Origin of the sequence: Stenotrophomonas sp. RS-48 (assembly GCF_030053245.1) — a bacterium.
GTDB lineage: Bacteria > Pseudomonadota > Gammaproteobacteria > Xanthomonadales > Xanthomonadaceae > Stenotrophomonas > Stenotrophomonas maltophilia_P.
Map to the genome: position 1 here is coordinate 1 of NZ_JASGBV010000036.1, position 22,321 is coordinate 22,321.

Below are 22,321 nucleotides of genomic sequence, written 5' to 3' on the forward strand. Positions count from 1 at the left end.
CGGCTGTGCAGCGGGCTGTGCGGCAGCGGCGGGCGCGGCGGCACGGCCGGCACGGGCGCGGCTGCGCGGCTTCGGCTTGGGCGCCGGATCGAGAATGGCATCACCCATGGTGTTGCGCAGGGTGGTGGCCAGGGTCTGCGCTTCCTTGCGGGCAGTATCGGAAGCCAGCGCGCCGCGCCCCTGCAGGCGGGTCAGCGACTGGTTGGCAATGCGGAAACCGGCCACCGTGATCACGCCATCGGCGACCAGATCGCTGGGATCGCGCTGCAGCACTTCCTCGGCAGCCACAATGGCGCGGGCATACTGGCCCTGGTCGAACTGCAGCTGAGCGATGCGCACCCACGGCTCCTTGCGCGTCGGATCGGCCTTCGCCGCTTCCTCGAATGCGCTGATGGCGGCATCCGCGCCACCGGTGGTGACCTGTGCTTCGGCATTGCTCAGCGTCGTTTCGAACGGCACGACCTCGGCCTTCTTCGGTGCCGATGAGCAGGCCGCCAGGCCCGACAGCAACATCAGCGCGAACATCGGCCGGTAGACAGCCTTCCCCATTGCCTTCACTTCCATAGTGATCCCTCGTCGAAATTAGTTCCTAAAGGAAGCCGAATCGCCGCCGATACACCGCACGGGATTCCTGCCCCTGTCGGCGGCAGTGTACATTCGCGAATACGCATCGGTATAGTGAATTTCGTCAAGAATGTGGCGGTTTTGATAGACACATTCTTCACATTCCAATGTGATATCCGCGAGCGAAATCCGTTGCATACGTGACTTTCACCCCGCCCTTCGAGCCCGCCGACTCCAGATGAATGCGCAACTCTCCTCATTTCGCCGCGTGATATCCGTCACGATTTTCTCCTTCATTGTTTCGGGTTCCCTTGCCGGTTGCGCCAGCGACAGCAAGCTCGGGAAAGCGATGGACAAGACGCTGCAGGCCGTCGGCATCCGCGAGGAAAAGCCGAAAGCGCCACCGACCGTCCCATTGCGCCTGTATGCCGGCACCAACCTCAATGCCGGCAACGACAAGCGGGCGAGCGCGGCGGTGGTCAAGGTCTACCACCTGCGCAGCCTGCAACGGTTCGAACAGGCGCCCTTCAACGCATTCCTGGACCAGGCCGGAGAGCAGGCCGCCCTCGGTGCCGACCTGCTGTCGGTCAATGAGGTGGTGCTGACCCCTGGGGCCCGGCAGGAATTGTCCGAGCAGCTGAGTGAAGGAAGTGCAGTGCTGGGCGTGGTCGCCCTGTTCCGCGCCCCCGCCGAGAACCGCTGGCGGCTCGCGTTCGACACCAAGGGCAAGACCCTGCCGCAGGACGGTGTGACCATCGGTGTCCACGCCTGTGCCCTGACCAGCGACAGCAAGGCCCTGCTCACACGACTTTCCGGCGATCCGGGCAGTCTTGCCTCGATCCGCTGTGCAGGCGCGAAATAGGACCGCGTCGGAATTCTGGCACTCAAATTGCCGCAATGCGATAGTATCTTCCGCGCAACGTTTGCCCCGCCGCAATCAATGTGCGATGTGATTCACACTTTCACATTGCAAGGCAGGGCCTTCGCCGCAGCGGAACGCGAGGACGGCGGAACCGGCCCCCCAAGGGGCAACCTTTCAAGGTATTTCCAAGGATTGAATGTGGCTTATGTAAGCAGGATGTCGAAGGTTCTCTGGGGTGAAGGGCTGTTCCTGCGGCCCCAGCATTTCCAGCGCCAGGACGCGTATCACGAGGCACGGCTGCAGGATCTTTCGCAGACGCTGCACCCGTACGCGTGGGGCGCGCGCCGCGTGCGTTTCGACCCCCATGCCTTGTCCGGCGGCACGTTGAGGCCGCTCGATCTGTCGGCGGTGTTTCCCGATGGCGAAACCTACGATGCCCCCGCCCACGACAGCCTGCCGGACGCGGTGTCGCTGCAGGATCTGCCGCCTGGCGTGCAGTCCACGGTGATCTACCTGGCACTTCCGCTGCTGCGCGATGACGGCGCCAACTGCACCGATGCGGAAGGCACCGTGCTTGCGCGCTATCGGCAGGCCAACCGCGATACGCAGGACCTGTTCACCGATGCGGTGGAGGCCGAACTGGCCTACCTGAGCAAGGCGGTGAAGCTGCTTACCGACGACCAGCCCCGTGATGCCTATGCCACCGTGCCGGTGGCGCGTGTGCGCCGCACCTCCAGCGGCGGCTTCGAGCTGGACGATGAGTTCATCCCGCCCTGCGCGCAGCTGCAGGCCTCGCCATTCCTGCATCGTGAACTGCGTGCGGTGCTCGATGCGCTGCAGGCCAAGGTCGATGCGCTGTACGGGCTGCATCGGCAGACGTCGCAGAACATCATCGAATTCCGCTCGGGCGACATCGCGTCGTTCTGGCTGCTGCATACGATCAACAGTTCCTTCAGCGCGCTGGCCCATCTGCTGCATCATCCGCAGCTGCATCCCGAGCGCCTGCACCAGGAACTGCTGCGCATGGCGGGCGCACTGCTGACCTTCTCCAACGCCTACCAGCTGGGCGACCTGCCGGTGTACCGCCACGACCAGCCGGAAGCTTCGTTCCGCAAGCTGCTGGAGATCGTGCGGGCACTGCTGGATACGGTGATCTCCACGCGCTACTTCAAGATCGCGCTGAACGAGGTCAAGCCGTCCTACCACCTCGGTCGGCTGGACTCGCAGCGGATCGACGGGAACGCCTCGTTCTACCTGTCCGTCTCCGCCTCGCTGCCGGCGCAGGAGCTGATCCAGAGCGTCCCGGTGCGCTTCAAGGTCGGCGCGCCGGACGACGTCGAGAAGTGCGTGCTGTCCGCACTGCCAGGCGTGAAGCTTACCCACGCCGCGCAGGTGCCGGCAGCGATCCCGGTGCGCCCGGGCAGCCATTACTTCGAATTTGATTCGCGCGGTGCGCTGTATGAGCGCATGCTCAAGGCGCAGTCGGTGATGATCTATGTGCCGGCCGGCATTGCCGAGCTGAAGATGGAACTTGTGGCGGTGACCTCATGATGAATTCCCCCCTGCCCCCGACCCCGGGCCCGATGCCGTCGCTGACCGCCAATGGCGCGATGGTCAATCCGACGCCGCAGGCGGCTAATCCGCAGAGCCTGCAGGATCTGATGTCCGACGGCTTCTACCTGCTGCTTCTGCTCAAGCGTGGCCAGTTGCCGCACGACGCAGAGGGCTTCGTGCAGACGGTGCAGAAGTTCCTCGATGGCGTCGAACGCAACGCGATGCGGCTTGGCGTGGCGTCCGAAGATGTCTACGCCGCCAAATACGCGTTCTGCGCCGCGGTGGATGAGGCGATCCTGTCGCAGCCGTCGCCGCTGCACGAAACCTGGGAACGCAATCCGCTGCAGTTGCGCCTGTTCGGCGAGCACCTCGCCGGCGAGCACTTCTTCGACCGGCTGGAAGAACTGCGCCGCCAGGGCGCGGCGCGCCTGCCGTCGCTGGAGGTCTATCACTACTGCCTGCTGATGGGCTTCGAGGGCAAGTACCGTATCGAAGGCACCGAGAAGCTGGGCTATCTGACCGCGCGCCTGGGTGACGAGATCGTCTACCTGAAGGGCAAGCGCCACGGCTTCGCCCCGCACGCGCTGCCGCCCGACAACGTGCGCCATGGCCTGCGCCGGGTCGTGCCGCTGTGGCTGCCGGCCGTGGTTGTCGGCTGCTTCGGCATCGTCGCGTTCTTCGGCATGCGCGCCTACCTCGGACACGAAACCCGTCAGCAGCTGGCCGCCTACAACGACGTGGTGCAGATGCCCGAGCGCACCGCCCACATTACGATCACCCTCCCATGAGCCTGACGATATGGACATCTCGCGCTCCACGCTGCTTGCTTCCCTCGCCTCGCTGTCGCATCGGGATCGCCTGATCCAGCTCAAGGGCCCTGACGAGGGCCTTGTGGTCGAGCGGTTTGAAGGCACCGAATCGGTGTGCGGTGACAACCGCCTGCAGATCGACTGCCTGGCCACCGATGCGTTCCTGGAACTGGAGCCGTGGCTGGAGCAGCCGCTGACCCTGCAGCTGCGCCAGGCCGATGGCGCGCTGCGGCAGTGGCACGGGCTGTGCACCGAGGCGGCGCAGCTGGGAAGCGACGGCGGGCTGGCCCGCTACCGGCTCACCCTCGAACCCTGGACCGCCCTGCTGCGCCTTCGCCGCAACGCAGTGATTTTCCAGGACCAGGACACCCGCGCGATCTGCGAGCAGATCTTCGCCGACTACCCGCAGGCCGCCTTCCGCTTCGACGTGCAGGCCCAGTTGCCGGCCCGCGCGATCACCACCCAGTACCGCGAAACCGACTGGGCCTTCGTCACCCGCCTGCTGTCCGAGGCTGGCCTGGCCTGGCGCATCGAGCAGGCGCAGGAGGGCGATGCCGCCCACACCCTGGTGGTGTTCGAGCCCGGCGCCGAACTGCCCGATGTGGGCCGCGTGCGTTTCCATCGCGCCGACATGGCCGAGAGCAGCGATGGCATCACTGCCTTCGCCGAACGCCAGCAGCTGGTGCCCAACGCCAGTACCGTCGCCAGCTGGCACAGCGAACAGGTCAACGCCGTGGCGGCGCAGTCCAGTGCCGATGCCGGCACCCTGCCCGCGCTGGAGGTCTATGTGCAGCCGCGTGCTGGTCGCTTCGCCCAGCCCGCCTGGGCCGACGCCGAAGCGCAGGCGCGGCTGGACGCACTGCGCGTTGGCCAGGTGCTGTACAGCGGCAGCGGCAGCGAGCGCCAGCTGGCCGCAGGCAGCACCTTCAGCCTGGCCCAGCATCCGCAGCATGAGGGCCAGTGCTTCCAGCTGCTGGCCGTGCAGCATGTCGCCGTCAACAATCTGGGCCAGGGCATCGCCGAGCTGCTCGGCAGTACCGATCTGGAGCGCGGCGCCTACCGCAACGCCTTCCTCGCCACCGGCGCCGGAGTGCCGCTGCGCGCCCTGCCGCAGGACCGCCCCACCCTGCATGGCCCGCAGACCGCACGCGTGGTGGGTGTGGCCAATGCGGCCGTCAGCCCGAACCGCGAACACCAGGTGCGCATCCAGTTCGGCTGGCAGCGCGGCAGCCAGCCCAATCCGGGCGGTCTGACCGACACCGGCAGCGCCCAGACCGGCCATGCGCCCGGCGACCACACCAGCGGCAGCTGGGTGTCGGTGGCCGAATGGGTGGCCGGCCCGAACTGGGGCACGGCCTTCCTGCCGCGCATCGGCAGCGAAGTGCTGGTGGAATTCCTGCACGGTGACATCGACCAGCCGCGCGTCACCGGCCAGCTCTACAACGGTGAGGTCGCCCCACCCTTCGGCGGCGGCATCGATGAGAACGCGCGCCATCCCGGCGTACTCAGCGGCCTGCACACCCAGGCCCATGACGGCAGCGGCACCCAGCAATGGGTGATTGATGACACGCCGGGCCAGCTGCGTACGCGCCTGCACAGCTCGCTGGCCGACAGCCGGCTGGAGCTGGGCTACCTGATCGCGCACCAGAACACCGCCCGCGGCGCCCTGCGCGGCGAGGGCTTCGAGTTGGCCACGCAGGGCTGGGGCAACGTGCATGCGGCCGAAGGCCTGCTGCTGTCCGCCAGCGCGCAGGAGCGGGCCGCTTCCACGGTCATGGACAACGCCAGCGTGGTGGCGCAGCTCAAGGGCGCCGAGCGCAGCCTGGAGCAGATGCAGCAGACCCTGGCCCAGCAGCAGGTGCCCGGACTGGCCGAGTTCGAGCGCACAAAGCAGCTGCGCGAGCAGATCGATCCGCAGGCACAGGGACGCTACGAAGGCGAGGTCAACGGACAAAGCGCGATGAAGCCGGGCGGCGATGGCCGCAGCCCGGGTGACCAGCCGGTGGAGCGTCTGGCCAAGCCGCTGCTGCTGGCCGAAGCACCGCACCACATTGCCTGGACCACGCCAGCCAGCGCGGTGGCCTACGCCGGGCAGAACCTGCAGATGACGGTGCAGCAGGATCTGCACATCAGCGCAGGCGAGACCATCGCCACGGTGTCCGGCGAGCACGTCTCACTGTTCGCGCAGAGCGGCCCGCTGCGGGTGATCGCCGCCCAGGGCCCGGTCAGCCTGCAGGCCAACGATGGCGAACTGGAGCTGCTGAGCGACCAGGCACTGACCATCACCGCCACCGATGACCGCATCGATGTGCTGGCGCAGAGCAAAGTGGTGCTGCAGGCCGGCAGCAGCGCGATCACCCTGGAGGGCGGCAACATCACGTTCAGCTGCCCGGGCGAGTTCAAGGTGAAGGCGGGCGAGCATCCGTTCATGGGGGGGGGAAGTGATGCGCCGTCCATGCCGGTACTTCCCAGTGGGCTGTACTCGTTCAAGGAAAGCCTGCGCTTCGCGCTGGAAGGCGCCGATGTACTGGCCACGGAAATGGGGTGGAAGGACAAGGCCTACCGCATCTTCAACAACGAAGGCGAACAGGTCGCCAGCGGAACCATCGGTGAGGACGGTCGGTTGCCCCGCGTGATGGCCGATGGCCTGGGTCGGCCGCTGACCTTGGAGGTTGGCGATGACACCTGGGAAATGTTGGTGTCGGCGCCGGGCCGCCCACCCGAGAATGACGGCGACACACCCGACAGCGACGGCAGCGACCCCTTCCTCGGGAACCTGGACGCGGCCGATGCGACCGGCGCCCTGACGCCCGAACAGATCCTGGAACTGCTCAACGAACCCCCGTCATCAACATGATCATCCGACACTTCCTGCTGCTGCTCGCATTGTGCATGGGCCCCTCCGCCAATGCGCAGCAGTATTCGACCGGCAGCACTGACATCAAGACCGCTCAAGGTACGTTGCGCGTGAATTCCGGGTATGTCAGTCATTCCAATGCCCACAGTTTCCATGTTTACAGCTTCCAGTACCGTCCGATTGCCAACGAAGCCGTGTGGAACCAGCTTCCGCTGCTCCCACGCAACGATGCGCCGCCGGTGGATTTCCTCGTAAAGGCCACGGCCACGGCTGACTTCCCGCTCCGCGACGCGCGTGTGCGGGTCGAGGCGGGCAAGGTGGTCCTCTACATCGCTGAGTTGTCCTTCAAGGACACGCCATACGACGACGACGCTGCCGTCGAGCTGAAACGCTACCTTCTCAAGCAGCAGCCCGACGAGGAGCGCTGGGTACTGGTGCTCGATTCCACCCGCCGTCTGCCCCAGGGCGTTGATGTCGCACAGGCCCTGAGCACGCTGACGCCCCGATAGGACGACACGGAATGCCTACCTACATCAGCGCGGTTTTCAACAAGGATACGCGCACTGTGGAGTTCACCGCCGACAACGGTGACAAGCTCATCCGCAGTGGCGGCTCGCTGGCTTGGCTGCTCAACAACCCCGGCAACCTGCGTCCAGGCGGAAAGTACGCCAAGATGATCGGCCAGGCCGATACGAAGAGCGGCAAGTTCGCCATTTTTCCTACGGCCGAGGATGGCCGCGCCGAGAAGCGCGCACTGCTGCGCCGCAAGTACAACGACATGACGTTGTACAACGCCATGCATACCTATGCGCCGGAATCGGAAAACGACACAGCGGCCTATCTGGCATACGTGCGCAAGCGATCTGGTGCCACCGACCAGACGGTCATCAAGGACATGACCGATGAGCAGTTCAACGGCATGATCGCTGCGATGGAGCAATATGAGGGCTTCAATGCAAAGCCTGAGACACGCAAGGAACGGATCGTGCACGCCACGCAGGTCACCTTGTCTGACGGCGCCCGACCGATGCCGGCAACGCCCGTGATCGTGCGTAGCAGCAATACGGGCGAGAAGAAGGTCACCACCAATGAGCACGGGGCGCTGCCGACATTCATCACCCGCCAGCCAGGAGAAGTGATAGAGCTCTTCCTTGAGGAATCAGGCAAGATTGGAAGCCGAATCGGCCAGTTTGCGCTTCAGCAGGCCTCAGCGTCCCTGGTATTTGCGCGCAACATGATGACGGTCGGCGGGAATTCGCAACCACACACTCCAACGCAGCCCAGCAAGGAGAAGCGCACACCGCTGCGCTACGTGGTGCAGCCAGGCGACACTCTCGCCTCGATCGCCAGCAGGTTCAAGACCTCAGTTGACGATCTGGTGAGCAACAACCATATCCGCAACCGGAACCGCATCTATCCCGGTCATGTGGTTTGGATCTACGGAAAGGCGCCGGCTGACGCAGCCAACGACGGCGCCCCGGCGACTCCAACAAGGTCACGTCAAGCCAGCTACAGCGTTCGCTCCGGCGACACGCTGAGCCGAATTGCAGACCGCCATCACACCAGCGTCGATGCGCTGATGGCCGCCAATCCGTCGATCAGCAATGCCAATCGAATCAACCCTGGCCAGAAAATCACGCTGCCTGTTGGGGTCGAAGCCGTGCCCCCGTCAGCGGCCGGGTCTTCCGGGCGAGCGGGCAACAGCGGGAATCCGCAAACGTCTGATCGGCCCTCGCTGGTGAAGCCTCCGCCGGAAACACCTGCTGCTGCTGTGCGGCCGCCGGCGTCAGTACAGGCACGGGATACCCGAAGTCGCGAGGGCGAAGGCCACCCAATCGCAATCATTCCGTTTTCGCAGAAGCGCGCACCTTGGGTGGAGCACGCCTATGCGCAGGCGCGCAAATGGGCGGGCAAGAAAGAGGCTGAGATCAGCCGCACCATCAACTTCCATTCCGAACTCGGCTACGGGAAGCAGTTCACTACGCTGGCCGGAAGCTCCAACGCTTGGTGCGCATCGTTCGTGAACTGGTGCCTTCGCACGGCCGGATACGCTATATCATCTCCACACCCGTACCGTGCGCGTTCGTTCGCCGCCGACACCACGCGCTTCAGCCAGATCGACGAACCGGTGTTTGGCGCGGTCGCCCTGGTCGGTACGTCGCACGTAGGGTTCGTCTACGCCATGGACCGCGGTCGACCTGTGTTGCTGGGTGGCAACCAGAGCGACCAGATCAATTTTGTCCGCTTCAACCCTGCAACGCTGCGTTACTACGTGCCGAAAAGCTATCTGCCATTCGCGCAGAAGGAACTCAAGGAAACCAAACTCGATGAACTGGCAGCCACGGACCTCAACGCGGCGCTCGGCATTGTCGTGGCCAAAAAGGCTGGCGACAATACGCGCTGATCAGCTGCGACTTGCCGTGCTGGCCGTGCTTGCACTCGGTGCAGTCGGCTGCGGTGCGCCGTCCTCACCGGTTGCAGATGCAGCAGACGATGCCGCAACGAATGCACACGCACTTGCCGGGCAGGTTGAGGCCGTGCCCGCTGCTCGACTGGAGCTGTTGCCCGCACTGGCAGATGCGGAACTGAAAGACCTCTACTCGGGCACGCTGCTGAAGCAAGTGGTGTTCAATGACATCGACGGGCCGGGCCTGCTGCTTCTTTCGCGCAGCGAGCAGACAGTGCCGGCGCAGGGCGATGAAGAGGCGATGGATCAGATCACGTTGCGTGCGGAGCTGTTCCGGCGCGCCGGACAAGCGGCTCCTTGGGCCTCGCGGTGGAGCGTGGAAGATCCGGTTCAATGCGAAGGTCTGGATCTGGAGGCCGGCTACTTCCTGGACCAGGTGACTGCAACGGACCTGGACAAGGATGGCCGCGCCGAGTTGACGCTGGCCAGCCACAGCTTCTGCGGTGGCGGCGTCGATCCGCAGCAGCTGCGCATTGGGCTTCGCCAGGGCGAGCAGTATTACGAAGTACGTGGTGAATCGCTGGTGGAGGTGGAAGGCGATGAACCCTTCGGCGGCGACCGGCAGGACGATCCCGCGCTGGCTTCGGCTGCGCCCGTGCTTCGCGCGCACGTAGACAAGGTGTGGGAGGCGATCAAGCGCGGAAGTTCACCGTGACGTCGTCACGATGGCAGCGCCTGCATCAGGCTCTCCTGCTGCTGGCGCTCTCCGCTGCCGCGGACGTCGCCATCGCGCGCACTCCGCCGCCCGGCTCGCTGCAACGCGCGTGTGCAACCGCCATCGATGACAGGATCGAACTGGTACCGGTGGAGGGGAAGCGCGTCAGCGCATGTCCACCGGGGAATGACGAGGACTGCCCATACAGCGGTCAGCAGGGAAAGACCTTCTTGAACGACACGCCCGATCTCAACAACGACGGGCGCGAGGACGCGATCCTCACCTACTTCGGCAGCAGCTACGGCGATGTCGATGTCACCGATAGACTTATCCTTGCCCAGTGTGCGGATGGAACCTATATCCGTCTGTTGGAGGGCAGGTTCACGACATTGACGGCCCCTGTCGCGCCGCATGCTGCCTGGCCAGCACTGGACGCGACACGGGACTGTCCGACTGGGCAGAATGACACCATCCGTACCGGGAAGATCCAGCTGCAGTTCGACCCGGCGACGATGCGCTATCGCGGTCCAGCCGGCATTGACCTGATCCAGGTCTGCAGTGAATAGCGACAGATGCGACGCGAAACCGATAGGCCGAATGCCAGGATGATGCTGGGTTGACTCGCAACGTGCAGACGCGCTCCATGCGCTCCGCAGGCGTGAAGGGTCACCGCCAGAACGTGCCAACTTCGTCAGTGCCAGTGCTCCCGAGCCCCCTCCTTTGATCCAACGCATGCCGTCGCCACGGGCAGGGTGCTATGGTGGCGCCACCATCTCGCAGGAGCGCCGCTCATGACCCGTTTCCGTTCCGTCGGCCTTGCACTGGCCGCAGTCGCCACGCCGATGCTGCTCGCCGCCTGTGTCAGTACGCCTGGGCCGGAGGTGAAGGGCACCGGCCGCTGCGACGCCAGCCAGCTTGGCTGGGCAATCGGCCAGCCGGGCAATGAGGAGAACATGCGTCGTCTGTCGCGTGAGAGCGGCGCCGGCCTGGTCAACCCGATCGGCCCGACCACGATTACCACCAAGGATATCCGTCCGGATCGCCTGCGCGTCTACATGGACAAGGACAACATCATCACCGCAGCCCGCTGCGAGTAACCACCGCGCGGGCTTCTGTAGAGCCGAGCCCACGCTCGGCTGCCACTGAACAGCAGCCGAGCGTGGGCTCGGCTCTACACAGAACGCGCGTCGGGCATGGACCAGCGTGACAGGGCTCAGGGTTCGGTATAGCCCGCACAATCCGGCAGTGGCTGGTCGGGGTGAAAACGGCCCTCACTGAAACGGAAAAGACGCGAATAGCTGCACGCGGGATCCTGCTCGGTGCGCAGGTCCTTCGTCTTCAACGGCCCCTTCGCCAGCGAATCCCCGAAACGCGATGCACCTGCGGGGAAGCGGGTCGCCACCGTCTGGTAACGAAGCACCGGCATGCCCTGCACTGCCGGATCCAGCCCCAGCTTTGCCGAGAATCCATACTCATCGTGGCAGGCACCGGCACGCTGCCTGATGTCCTGCTCGCTGAAGCAGGCACGGATCATCGCGTTGCCCACCCACGGCACGGTCAGCACATCATCGTCCACCTGGATACCATCCTGCAGGTGGCGCACGCGTGCCAGCTGCAGCGTCGATGCGTCTGCCCCACCGCCGGAGTACATCATGCTGAAGGTGACCGTGGCGCCTACCAGTACGTTCTGGCGGGCACGCGGCTGCGGGTCAATCACGTCCTCATCCGCGCCGACACCGGGTGCCAGGCGTACGATCCACGGCCACAGCTTCAGTTCGCTTTCCTGCGGCACGTCAATGCGGACGTGGTAGCTGTGCGGCTTGCCCTGGCCCGGCACCTTCTCAAGCACTTCCAGCACGGTGGGCCGCTTCCCCTCTTCGGCCACCGGTTGCACGCGTACGCACCAGTTGCCGTCCCGGGTGCACTCATAAAGTCCTGCCGGGCCTGCCTCCCGGGTGATCAGCACCTGCCCCAGCGGCTCCATCACATTGCCGGCGGCATCGCGCTGCTGTGGCAGGATCGAGCCCTGCGCCAACACCAGCATCGGGGCGGCCAGCAGTGCAGCACACGTGGTCGTGCGGACAACGATGGGGGGCATGGGCGGCTCCTGCGGCTGGAATTCCGATGGTAACCGTTGCCCGGGTAGAGTCGAGCCATGCTCGACTGCTGCCTGCCGGGAAATGCAGCCGAGCACGGGCTCGGGTCTACATCATCCGCAGTCGCAGCCACCCCAGCCCTTGGCCTTCGAAGTCTGCCCGATGCCCGGGTTGAAGGTGTTGCTCGGGTCCAACTGTCGGTAGAACCCAGCCAGCGCCGGCTTGGCCGGGTACAGGTGGCCAACGTTGTGCTCGGCCGGATACTCGGCCCCGCGCCGGTCGAGCAGTGCCCACATCGCGTGCTCGATCGCCATCGGATCTTCGCCCTTGCGTGCGATGTAGTCCTGGTGGAACACGTGGCACAGGAAGTGGCCGTAGTACAGTTTGTGCAGCAGGCGACTTTCGATGGCGGCGGGCAGCTGCTCGAACCAGTCTGCGTCGTCGCGACGCAATGCGATGTCGAGCGCGACGATGTCCTGCACCTGTTGGCGATGCACCTCGCGATAGCGCACGGCAGCACCGGCCACGGCAAAACGATGCAGGAAGGCCTTGCGCCCTTCTTCGGCCGTGCAGTGGAAATAGCCGCCTTCGTGCTCGGCGAAGAATTGCTGCAACCAGGCCTCGGTCTCGGCTGCATCCTGTGCGGAGACCTTCAGCAGCAGATGATGCTCGTAACGCTGCCGGAACTCGCCCATGCGCTGGGGCAGGTGCGAGGGCAACAGGCCGGTCAGCACCTGCATTACCCGGTCGGTCACGCCGCGCAGGCCCAGCCGCTCGAACCAGCCGTCAACCCTGCTCTTCAGTGCGAATGCCGCGGGCACCCGTGCGGTCCCGAGCCGGTCGATCAGCAGGAATGTGTCCTTTCCATAGCGCTCGCCGATATCGTAGGCGTCTCGGTGGATGTACTCACCGGCAATCGGCAGGCAATCGAAGCCGGTCAGCAGTTGGCGGCGGATGGCGGTGAAACTCCCGGTACGGTTACTGCCGATGTAGAAGACCTCGGCGGGCTCCTTCTCAAACGTATCCAGGCGCACCGCGAACACCGCCAGTTTGCCGGCTGAACCCGCCGCTTCGTAGTGACGACCGGGATCGGCATTGAAGCGCGCCGGTGTATCGGCATCGACCCTGCGCACCTCGTCGGCGTAGCGCGGGTCGGACGCGGAACGGCCGTCGCCGTCGCTGACATCGGCGGCATCGTAGTCACCGGCCTGCAAGCGCTGCAGGATCTGCTCGGGCGTATCGCCCAGCGCGATGCCCAGGTGGTTGACCAGCTGCAACCGGCCCTGCGCATCGACCTGCGCATATAGCGCCAGCTCGGTATAAGCGGGGCCACGCCGCACCAGCGCACCGCCGGAGTTGTTGCAGATGCCGCCCAGCACCGAAGCGCCGATGCAGGACGAGCCGATCACCGAATGCGGCTCGCGCCCCAGCGGCGCCAGCGTCTGCTCCAGCCGGTCCAGGGTGGCGCCCGGCAGACACACCACCTGGCGGCCTTCGTTCAACAACTGGATGCCGGTCAGGCGCAGGGTGCTGACCAGCACGACCGGGCGCCCATAATCATTGCCATCCGGGGTCGAGCCGCCGGTCAGGCCGGTATTGGCGGCCTGCAGGATGATCGCTGCCCCACCCTGCACCGCCGCCTGCAGCACACGCCACAATTCCAGCAACGTGCCCGGACGCACCACGGCCAGCACCGCGCCGTCGCCGAAGCGATAGCCCCGGCGGAAGCGGCGGGTCGCCTTGTCGCGGGTCAGCACATGGCGGCTGCCGACAGCAGCACGCAGCTGCGACAGCATGGCCCCGTGGCCAGTCATGGCAGCCGCACCAGTGAATCTCGGCCGATGTCGGTAATGCGGTGTGCGCCGGTCAGCGTCATTGCCACGCGCATCTCCCTGGCGATCAGGTCCAGCAGGTTGGCCACGCCGGCCTCACCCTGCGCCGCGAGCGCATAGACGAAGGCACGCCCCAGCAGCACGGTGTCAGCGCCCAGCGCCAGCATGCGCACCACGTCCAGTCCGGTGCGGATGCCGGAATCGGCGAGGATCTTCAGGTCGCCCTGCACCGCGTCAGCGATGGCCGGCAGCGCGCGTGCGGTGGACAGCACGCCATCGAGCTGGCGCCCTCCGTGATTGGAGACCACGATGCCGTCGGCACCGAATGCAACCGCGTCGCGTGCGTCTTCCGGGTCGAGGATGCCCTTGATCACCATCGGTCCCTTCCAGAACTCGCGGATCCACTCCAGGTCCTTCCACGAAATGGATGGATCGAAGTTGCTGCCCAGCCAGCCGATATAGTCCTCCAGCCCGGTGGGATTGCCGCGATAGGTGGAGATGTTGCCGAGATCGTGCGGACGTCCGAACAGACCCACGTCCCAGGCCCAGCGCGGATGGGTGATGGCCTGGCCGATGCGGCGCAGCGGAGCATTCGGACCGCTCATGCCGGAGTGCGCGTCTCGATAGCGCGCACCCGGTACCGGCATGTCCACGGTGAACACCAGCGTCGTAACGCCCGCCGCCTGGGCGCGCTCCAGGGCGTTGCGCATGAAGCCGCGATCGCGCAGCACGTACAGCTGGAACCACATCGACCGCTGGATCGCCGGGGCCACTTCCTCGATCGGGCACACCGACACGGTGGACAGGGTGAACGGAATGCCGCGGCTGTCAGCTGCCCGCGCCGCCTGTACTTCACCGCGGCGTGCATACATGCCGGTGAGGCCGACGGGTGCCAGTGCCACCGGCATCGCCAGCGTCTGGCCAAACAGCTCGGTCTCCAGGCTCAGATCGGACATGTTGCGCAGGACGCGCTGGCGCAGTGCGATGTCGGACAGATCCGAAACGTTGCGCTTCAGCGTGTGCTCGGCATACGCGCCGCCATCGATGTAGTGGAACAGGAACGGCGGCAGCCGGCGTTCGGCAGCAGCACGGTAATCGGTGGAGGCGGAGATGATCATGGGGTCAACCGTGTGGGGAAGGCAGGCGCGAGGCCCGCGCGCGCCGGGCTTCGTTGTCGTCGAGCGTGCGCAGCGTGGTGTGCACGAACTCGAGGTGGGCATGCGCAGCGGCGCGCGCGCGTTCGGGATCGCCGGCCAGCACTGCATCCATCATCTCGCGGTGCTGGTCGGACAACGGCGAAAATGTTCTGGCCGAGGTGTAGAGCTTTTCGCGGCTCTGCGAGATGTTGGTCTGCAGCAGATCGAACAGGCCACGCATCACCTGCAGCAGCACCAGGTTGTGCGACGCTTCGGCGATGGACAGGTGGAAGGCCGCATCGGCCTCCGCCTCGCCTGAAGGATCATCCTTGCCATGCGCATCCATCATGGTCTGGAAGGCCTGGGCGATGCGCGCCCGATCCTCGTCGGTGGCACGCAGCGCTGCATGCCAGGCCGTCGCGCCTTCCAGCGCGTGACGGATCTCCAGCACGTCGAAGCGGTATTCCGGATCGCCCTGGAACAACGGCAGGTACGGAGCCAGGGGTTCATCCAGCGCCTGCCGCGCGCGCGTGGCCGGCTCCGCCACGTAGGTGCCGCCGCCCACGCGTGCGCTCAGCAGGCCCTGGCTGGACAACTGCGCGATGGCCTCGCGCAGCGCCGTGCGCGAGACACCCAGCTGCACCGCCAGTGCGCGCTCGGCCGGAAGCCGGTCACCCGGCTGCAGCTGCCGCTCCTGCACCAGACCACGCAGCTGCGCGGCCACCTTGTCTGAAATCCGTTGCGTGCTCATGGCGCCATTGTGGCCCGAAGCGCCTGGCAGGTGCGGCCCATGCTGCGCGGATAGGTCGTCGGCTGCATGCTCAGGGAATCATCCAGGTCAGCCAGTACGCCTGCGCGGTGGTGATCAGGCCGACCATCACGGTGAAGATCAGACTGTGCTTGACAGTGAAGCGGAACAGGTCCGATTCCTTGCCGGCCAGGCCGACCGCGGCGCAGGCGATGGCAATCGACTGCGGCGAGATCATCTTGCCGGTGACGCCGCCGGTGGTGTTGGCCGCCACCAGCAGCACCTCGGACACGCCGATCTGCTGCGCAGTGGTGGCCTGCAAGGCCGAAAACAGCGCGTTGGAGGACGTGTCCGAGCCGGTCAGGAACACGCCCAGCCAGCCCAGGAACGGCGAGAAGAAGGTGAATGCCTTGCCGGTGTGGGCCAGCGCCAGCGCCAGCGTGGCCGACAGGCCCGAATAGTTGGCGATGAAGGCGAAGGCCAGCACCATGCCGATCGAGTAGATCGGTGTGCGCAGCTCGCGCACGGTCTCGCCGAAGGTCTGCAGCGCCGCCTTGGCCGGCATGCGCAGGGCGATGATGGCAATCACTGCGGCGAGGATGATCGACGTGCCGGTGGCCGAGAACGCGTCGAATTTATAGACCGCCTCGTAGCTCAACGGCGCAGGCACGATCGGTGGCATCTTCTGCACCATCTGGTCCAGGCCCGGCACCGGGATCTTCAGCACCCAGCTTTCCAGCGGACCACCCGCCGCGAACAGCGACTTGAACGGCTTGATGCTCCACAGCGTGACCATCGCGGTAAGGATCAGAAACGGCGACCACGCCTTGGCGATCTGGCCAACGCTGTAGCGCGGCGCTTCCAGCGCCTGGGCGGCCGCCTCGGCGCTGGTTTCGGTATCGAAGCGGAAGATCCGTACCGGCTTCCAGCGGCGCAGGAACAGGGTCAGGCACACCAGCGACGCCAGCGACGCGGTGATGTCCGGCAGCTCCGGCCCGATGAAGTTGGAAGTCAGGTACTGGGCAATGGCGAACGACCCGCCGGCCACCAGCACAGCCGGCCAGGTTTCCCTGACGCCACGCCAGCCATCCATGATCGCCATGATCCAGAACAGCACGATGATGGTCAGGAACGGCAGCTGGCGACCGGCCATCTGGCCGATCTCGAAGGCCTCCAGCCCGGTGACCTGTCCCGCCACGATGATCGGAATGCCCATCGCACCGAATGCCACCGGCGCGGTATTGACGATCAGGCACAGCCCCGCTGCATACAGCGGCTTGAAGCCCAGCCCGACCAGCAGCGCTGCGGTGATCGCCACCGGCGCGCCAAACCCCGCCGCACCTTCCAGGAAGGCACCGAAGGCGAAGCCGACCATCAGCATCTGCAGGCGCTGGTCTTCGGTCACCGACAGGATCGAAGCGCGGATGATGTCGAACTGCCCGGTCTTGACCGAGACCTTGTACAGGAACACCGCGCCGATGATGATCCAGGCGATCGGCCACAGCCCGTAGACGAAACCGAAGCCGGCCGCTCCCAACGCCTGGGTCAGCGGCATGCGGTAGAACAGCAGGGCCACGGCCAGTGCGATGGCCACGGTGATCGTGCCGGCCAGCCAGCCTTTCATGCGCAGCACGGCCAGGGCAACGAAGAAGAACGCGATCGGCAGCAACGCGATCAGGCTGGACAACCACAGGTTGCCGGCGGGGTCGTACAGGTGTTGCCAGGGCTGCATGGAGGCTCTCGACGGGGGGCGGAATGTTTCCCCACCGCATGCGATGGGACGCCGTGGTCACGATTATTGGTATTACCAATAATCAGATTCATCGGACCACTTGAAGCCGATTGAACCGCCATTTCGACGAAGAGCCTATTAGACCATAGAGTTACCGGACATATTGGTATTACCAATAAAGCGCCACATGACAGAAGCTCGAAGGTGCTGCCCCGCTAGAGCCTGTCCGCCAACCGTCGCATCACCGCCAGCACCAGCAGGCACAGCACGCTCACACCAAGGGCAATGACGTACTTGCCGATGCCCACCGCAATCCCGATGGCGGCGGCCATCACCAGCGAACTGGCCGTGGTCAGCCCGCTGACCTGGTCCTCGCGGCTGCCACGCAGGATGGTGCCTGCGGCAACGAAGCCGACGCAGGCCACCACCGCTTCGATCAGGCGCACCGGGTCGACCTGCAGCAGGTCGCGGTAGCGCTCCTGCTGGAAATGCTCGGCCACGGAATCGCCGAGCCCCACGATGAGCGCTGCGGCGCCGGCAATCATCATGTGCGTGCGCAGGCCCGCCGCATGCTTGCCCATCTCGCGCTCGATACCGAGCACGCCACCGAACAGCATCGCGGCGGCCACGCGCAGCAGGATCGATACATCCTGGTTGAGTTCCATCGACGTCTCCGGGAGTTTCCCGGAGCGTTGCGCGTCAGCCGTCGGATCGCGGTGAAGGCCGCACCACGGCCCGTTCACCCGGTAGCGCCGGGCCATGCCCGGCACCACCGTCCCTGCGGTCACCGCATCACTGCGCCAGATAACCGCCATCGATCGCGTAATAGGTGCCGGTCGCGAACGAGGCATCATCGCTGGCCAGCCAGGCCACCAGCGCCGCCACTTCCTCGGCCTTGCCCAGGCGCTTCAACGCGTGGCGGTCTTCCAGCGTGGCGCGCACCTTCGGATCCATCTTCTCCAGCAGCGGCGTGGCGATGAAGCCCGGCCCCACCGCATTGACACGGATGCCATCGGCGGCATGCTCCCACGCCGCGGTCTGCGTCAGGCCGACCACACCATGCTTGGCTGCCACGTACGCGGTCGAACCGGCATAGCCCACCTGGCCCAGGATCGAGGCCATGTTGATGATGCTCCCGCCCTTCCCGGCCGCGCGCATGGCCTGGATCTGCGCGCGCTGGCACAGGAATACACTGGTCAGATTCACATCGACCACCCGCTTCCAGCCATCGACGGGATAGTCGCCGCTGCTCGCCGCCGGACCGCTGATGCCGGCGTTGTTGACCGCGACGTGCAGCCCGCCCAGCTCCTTCACTGTGCGCTGCACCGCCGCCTCCACGGCAGCCTCATCCGTGACATCCAAGGCGATGCCGATGGCGCGGCTGCCACGCCGGGCCAGCGCTTCCACGGTGGCGTCCACCGCGTCCTGCTTCAGATCCCACACTGACACCGCAGCACCGGACGCTGCCAGCAGTTCGGCCACGGCCAGGCCGATGCCGGAAACGCCACCGGTCACGATCGCCGTCTTGCCGCCGAGCTGATAGTCGATCATCTGTGTTCTCCATCTATCGGGAATCGATGTGGACACGCGTCCACCCGCGACCCACGGTACGCCCCGCCGTGTTACGGCCGCGCCACTTCCAGGCGCTGCAACGAACCTTCCCATCGCTGCGACGCGTTCGACCGTATGCTCGACCTCACCCTCCCCTGCTGTGGAAACTCCAATGAATCCCGCTGACGCCCTGCTGTTCACGCCCACTCACCTGGGTGACATCGCTGCCGCGAACCGCATCGCCATGGCACCGCTGACGCGCAACCGCGCCCTGCCCGACCGCGTCCCTTCTCCGCTGGCGATCACCTATTACCGCCAACGTGCCAGTGCCGGCCTGATCATTGCAGAAGCCACCCAGATCAGCCCTCTGGGCCAGGGCTACCTTGATACGCCGGGTATCTACAGCGCCGAGCAGGTCGCTGCGTGGAAATCCATCACCGACGCGGTACACGCCGAAGGTGGCCGCATCGTGCTGCAGCTGTGGCATGTGGGTCGCATCTCCCACACCAGCCTGCTGCCGGAAGGCGAAGTGCCGGTGGCACCCAGCGCCCTCCGCGCCAACGGCAAGACCTTCACCGCCAATGGATTCGAGGATGTCTCCGCGCCGCGCGCATTGGCGCTGGAGGAGATCCCGCAACTCATCGAGGATTACCGCGTCGCCGCGCGCAATGCCATTGCCGCAGGCTTCGATGGCGTCGAGGTACATGCAGCCAACGGCTACCTGATCGACCAGTTCCTGCGCGATGGCAGCAACCATCGGGACGATGCCTACGGTGGAAGCATCGAGAATCGTACGCGGCTGCTGTTCGAGGTGGTCAGCGCGGTCGCCGAAGCAATCGGCGCCGGCCGCACCGGCGTGCGCCTGTCACCGGTCACCCCGGTCAATGATGCCCATGACAGCAACCCGCAACCGCTGTTCAACCGTGCAGTGGAGCGCCTGGACACGATCGACGGACTGGCCTTCATCCATGTCATCGAAGGTGCAACCGGCGGCGATCGGGACAACATACCGTTCGACTACCCTGCGCTGCGCGCACGCTTCCGTGGCGCCTGGATCGCCAACAACGGATACGACGCTGAGCGTGCCGGGCAGGCCCTTGCCAGCGGCTATGCCGACATGATCGCGTTTGGTCGGCCCTTCATCGCCAACCCGGATCTGGTCGCGCGACTGCGCAGCGGTGCGCCGTTGGCCGAGCTCGACCCGGCCACGTTGTATGGCGGTGGCGAACACGGCTACATCGACTACCCGGCACTGGATGCCTGACGACAGGTGCAAGCCCGGTCCACCGCGACCGGGCATGGCCCGACGTTGCCCATGGAAGGTGGCGCCGGGCCACGCCCGGCGTTGCCCGCCCCGTTTCAGTACACCGGCAGATCGATGTAGCTGGCCTGCGCCGCGCTGTGCCAGACCCGCTGCGTGGCCTTCTGGTAGTCGCCCGGCTTGGCCAGGTAGATGTTCGGCACATAGGTCTGCGGGTTGCGGTCATACAGCGGGAACAGGCTCGACTGCACCTGCACCATGACCCGGTGCCCCTTCTGGAAGGTGTGGTTGGCGTTGGGCAGGTCGAAGCGGTAGGGCAGCACCTGGTTCGCCGCCAGCGGTTTCGGATCGCTGAAGCTTTCGCGGTAGCGGCCACGGAAGATCGCCAGTGACACCGGCAGCTCATAGCCGCCCATCTCCGGCGCCGAGGCCTCCTGGTCCGGATACACATCGATCAGCTTCACCACCCAGTCGCTGTCGGTGCCGCTGGTGGACGCCTGCAGGTGCACTACCGGCGCGCCGCCGATGCGCAGTGGCGCGGCCAGCGGTTCGGTGATGAAGGTCAGCACGTCAGGTCGGCCATCGACGAAGCGCTGATCCTTGACCAGCCAGGTCGTCCACATGTCGCGGTCACCGAAGCGCACCGGGCGCGGTACGAACGGCACCGGCTTGGCCGGGTCGGACACGTATTCCTCGAAGTCGCCCTCGCCCGCCGCCGGCGCCTGGAACGCCAGCTTGCCGCCGGCACGCAGATAAAGCGGTTTGCTGCTGGCGGCGCACCCCTGATCGCAGCTGCGCGGCCAGCCCTTCAGGCGATCCCAGTGGTTTTCACCGGTGTTGTAGATCAGCACCGGCGGTGTGTCCGCCTTCGGCGCGCCGTCCACCAGGTACTGGTCGAAGAACGGCTTGAGCACATCGCGGCGGAACTGCAGCGCGGTATCGCCGTCGAACTTCAGCGCGCCCAGTTCGCTGGCGCTGTAGTTCACCTGGCTGTGCCGCCATGGCCCCATCACCAGATAGTTGCGGTCGTTGCCGCTGTCGCGCCCTTCCATCGCCTGGTAGGCGTGGTTGGCACCCCACATGTCCTCCTGGTCCCACAGGCCCTGCAACCACAGGGTCGGCACCTTCAACGGCGTCTTGGCCATCACCGCATCCAGCGCCTGGCCCTGCCAGAAGGCGTCATACGCCGGGTGCTCGACCAGCTTCTTCCACCAGGTCAGCTGGTCCACGCCGGTGAAACGGGCGTAGTCGCCAGCCGAGCCGATGCGCAGGAAAGTGCTGTAGTCGTCATAGCCCAGGCTCGGCAGCGGCGTGCCCTTGCCGCGCTTCTCGGTCTGCATCGCGAAGTAGTTGAAGTTGACCTGGCGGAAGGCACCGTAGTTGAGCCAGTCGTCGCCCATCCAGCCATCGACCATCGGGCTCTGTGGTGCCGCCACCTTCAACGCCGGATGCGGATCGGTCAACGCCATCACCACGGTGAAACCTTCATAGGACGAGCCCAGCATGCCGACCTTGCCGTTGCTCTCGGGCACGTGCTTCACCAGCCAGTCGATGGTGTCCCAGGCGTCGGTGGAGTGATCCACCTTGGTGTTGTTCAACGGCCCGCGCAGCGGCCGGGTCATCACGTAATCGCCTTCGGAGCCGTACTTGCCACGGATGTCCTGGAATACGCGGATGTAACCGCTGTCGACGAACACCTCGTCGCCCTGTGGCAGCAGGTCGCGCATGCGCGGCGAGTCACTGCGGTTGGCGCGGCCGGCAGCATCGTAGGGCGTGCGGGTCAGCAGGATCGGCGCGTTACGGGCGCCCTTGGGTACCACGATCACCGTATACAGCCTGGTGCCATCACGCATCGGCACCATCACCACGCGCTTGTCGTAGTCGCGCCCCACATCCGGGGCAACGAAAGGCTTGCCGCTGATGTCCGGGGTCATCGGCGGAGTATCGGCAGCCAGCACGCTGCTGGACAGGCAAAGGGCGATGGCTATTGCAACGGCACGCACACGCATGGACAACCCCTTCCGGCGGGAAAGTTCCAAGCCTACTCCTGCCCTGCCCTGTGAAGGGTGTGACGGCTTTGCATTCTGCGGCGGATGCGGGCAGGACTGATGGCACATGTGCCTATGCTGCCGCTGCGCTCGCCGGGCATGGCCCGGCGCTACCGCTCGTGCGGGTCATGGGGTAGCGCCGGGCCATG

General features: G+C 65.7%; 19 protein-coding genes. 10 read left to right on the plus strand and 9 right to left on the minus strand.

Going from position 1 to position 22,321, the window contains the following annotated elements; all coding sequences use genetic code 11:
* Nucleotides 1–549: tetratricopeptide repeat protein (locus QMZ25_RS07695; protein ID WP_283219398.1), on the minus strand; the 549-nt coding region annotated here is incomplete at its 3' end.
* A 253-nt stretch (nucleotides 550–802) separates the two neighbouring features.
* Between QMZ25_RS07695 and tssJ the strand changes: the two genes are divergently transcribed.
* From tssJ to QMZ25_RS07740, 9 genes are all read left to right on the plus strand, one after another.
* A complete protein-coding gene (tssJ, locus tag QMZ25_RS07700; protein WP_053517622.1) occupies nucleotides 803–1,426 on the plus strand; it encodes a type VI secretion system lipoprotein TssJ in 624 nt (207 codons plus the stop codon).
* Nucleotides 1,427–1,642: 216 nt separating this feature from the next.
* Nucleotides 1,643–2,977 carry a type VI secretion system baseplate subunit TssK gene (gene tssK / locus QMZ25_RS07705; protein WP_053517623.1) on the plus strand — a complete coding sequence of 445 codons (1,335 nt, stop codon included), beginning with the start codon at nucleotides 1,643–1,645 and terminating at the stop codon, nucleotides 2,975–2,977.
* Nucleotides 2,974–3,768, plus strand: a complete 795-nt coding sequence (gene icmH, locus QMZ25_RS07710) for a type IVB secretion system protein IcmH/DotU (RefSeq protein WP_181452092.1) — start codon at nucleotides 2,974–2,976, stop codon at nucleotides 3,766–3,768. Before tssK ends, icmH begins: the two co-directional genes overlap by 4 nt.
* A gap of 10 nt (nucleotides 3,769–3,778) precedes the next feature.
* Nucleotides 3,779–6,646, plus strand: a complete 2,868-nt coding sequence (locus QMZ25_RS07715) for a type VI secretion system Vgr family protein (protein ID WP_283219399.1) — start codon at nucleotides 3,779–3,781, stop codon at nucleotides 6,644–6,646.
* On the plus strand, nucleotides 6,643–7,155 hold the full coding sequence (locus QMZ25_RS07720) for a hypothetical protein (RefSeq protein ID WP_053517625.1): 513 nt from the start codon (nucleotides 6,643–6,645) through the stop codon (nucleotides 7,153–7,155). The genes QMZ25_RS07715 and QMZ25_RS07720 overlap by 4 nt, the downstream gene beginning before the upstream one ends.
* 11 nt (nucleotides 7,156–7,166) lie before the next feature.
* Complete coding sequence (locus tag QMZ25_RS07725; RefSeq protein WP_053517626.1) at nucleotides 7,167–9,050, plus strand: TIGR02594 family protein; 1,884 nt, start codon at nucleotides 7,167–7,169, stop codon at nucleotides 9,048–9,050.
* 133 nt (nucleotides 9,051–9,183) lie between these two features.
* On the plus strand, nucleotides 9,184–9,768 hold the full coding sequence (locus QMZ25_RS07730) for a hypothetical protein (protein WP_180877001.1): 585 nt from the start codon (nucleotides 9,184–9,186) through the stop codon (nucleotides 9,766–9,768).
* The gene (locus QMZ25_RS07735; protein ID WP_283219400.1) at nucleotides 9,765–10,334 is read left to right on the plus strand and encodes a hypothetical protein; all 570 of its coding nucleotides are present in this window, start codon (nucleotides 9,765–9,767) and stop codon (nucleotides 10,332–10,334) included. The genes QMZ25_RS07730 and QMZ25_RS07735 overlap by 4 nt, the downstream gene beginning before the upstream one ends.
* A 225-nt stretch (nucleotides 10,335–10,559) precedes the next feature.
* Nucleotides 10,560–10,865, plus strand: coding sequence for an I78 family peptidase inhibitor (locus QMZ25_RS07740; protein ID WP_053517630.1), 306 nt, complete (start codon nucleotides 10,560–10,562; stop codon nucleotides 10,863–10,865).
* Between the two features lie 116 nt (nucleotides 10,866–10,981).
* Here QMZ25_RS07740 and QMZ25_RS07745 read toward each other — a convergent pair whose 3' ends face one another.
* The 7 genes from QMZ25_RS07745 to QMZ25_RS07775 all read right to left on the minus strand — a co-directional run bounded on the left by QMZ25_RS07745 (nucleotide 10,982) and on the right by QMZ25_RS07775 (nucleotide 18,863).
* A complete protein-coding gene (locus QMZ25_RS07745; RefSeq protein ID WP_283219401.1) occupies nucleotides 10,982–11,866 on the minus strand; it encodes a hypothetical protein in 885 nt (294 codons plus the stop codon).
* A gap of 111 nt (nucleotides 11,867–11,977) precedes the next feature.
* The gene (gene dld / locus QMZ25_RS07750; RefSeq protein ID WP_283219402.1) at nucleotides 11,978–13,678 is read right to left on the minus strand and encodes a D-lactate dehydrogenase; all 1,701 of its coding nucleotides are present in this window, start codon (nucleotides 13,676–13,678) and stop codon (nucleotides 11,978–11,980) included.
* Nucleotides 13,675–14,814, minus strand: a complete 1,140-nt coding sequence (lldD, locus tag QMZ25_RS07755; protein WP_283219403.1) for an FMN-dependent L-lactate dehydrogenase LldD — start codon at nucleotides 14,812–14,814, stop codon at nucleotides 13,675–13,677. Before lldD ends, dld begins: the two co-directional genes overlap by 4 nt.
* A gap of 4 nt (nucleotides 14,815–14,818) precedes the next feature.
* Nucleotides 14,819–15,583 (minus strand): transcriptional regulator LldR, encoded by a 765-nt coding sequence (gene lldR / locus QMZ25_RS07760; protein ID WP_053517636.1) that lies wholly within the window; start codon nucleotides 15,581–15,583, stop codon nucleotides 14,819–14,821.
* A gap of 70 nt (nucleotides 15,584–15,653) precedes the next feature.
* Nucleotides 15,654–17,312, minus strand: coding sequence for an L-lactate permease (gene lldP / locus QMZ25_RS07765; protein ID WP_065182750.1), 1,659 nt, complete (start codon nucleotides 17,310–17,312; stop codon nucleotides 15,654–15,656).
* Nucleotides 17,313–17,527: 215 nt separating this feature from the next.
* On the minus strand, nucleotides 17,528–17,977 hold the full coding sequence (locus tag QMZ25_RS07770; protein WP_053517640.1) for an MgtC/SapB family protein: 450 nt from the start codon (nucleotides 17,975–17,977) through the stop codon (nucleotides 17,528–17,530).
* Between the two features lie 127 nt (nucleotides 17,978–18,104).
* The gene (locus QMZ25_RS07775) at nucleotides 18,105–18,863 is read right to left on the minus strand and encodes an SDR family NAD(P)-dependent oxidoreductase (protein WP_197601436.1); all 759 of its coding nucleotides are present in this window, start codon (nucleotides 18,861–18,863) and stop codon (nucleotides 18,105–18,107) included.
* A gap of 172 nt (nucleotides 18,864–19,035) precedes the next feature.
* Between QMZ25_RS07775 and QMZ25_RS07780 the strand changes: the two genes are divergently transcribed.
* Entirely contained in the window at nucleotides 19,036–20,127 is a 1,092-nt protein-coding gene (locus tag QMZ25_RS07780) for an alkene reductase (RefSeq protein WP_053517643.1), read from the plus strand.
* Between the two features lie 95 nt (nucleotides 20,128–20,222).
* Here QMZ25_RS07780 and QMZ25_RS07785 read toward each other — a convergent pair whose 3' ends face one another.
* Nucleotides 20,223–22,133: a CocE/NonD family hydrolase gene (locus QMZ25_RS07785; RefSeq protein WP_065182748.1), complete on the minus strand. Its 1,911-nt coding sequence runs from the start codon at nucleotides 22,131–22,133 to the stop codon at nucleotides 20,223–20,225.
* Nucleotides 22,134–22,321: the final 188 nt, after the last annotated feature.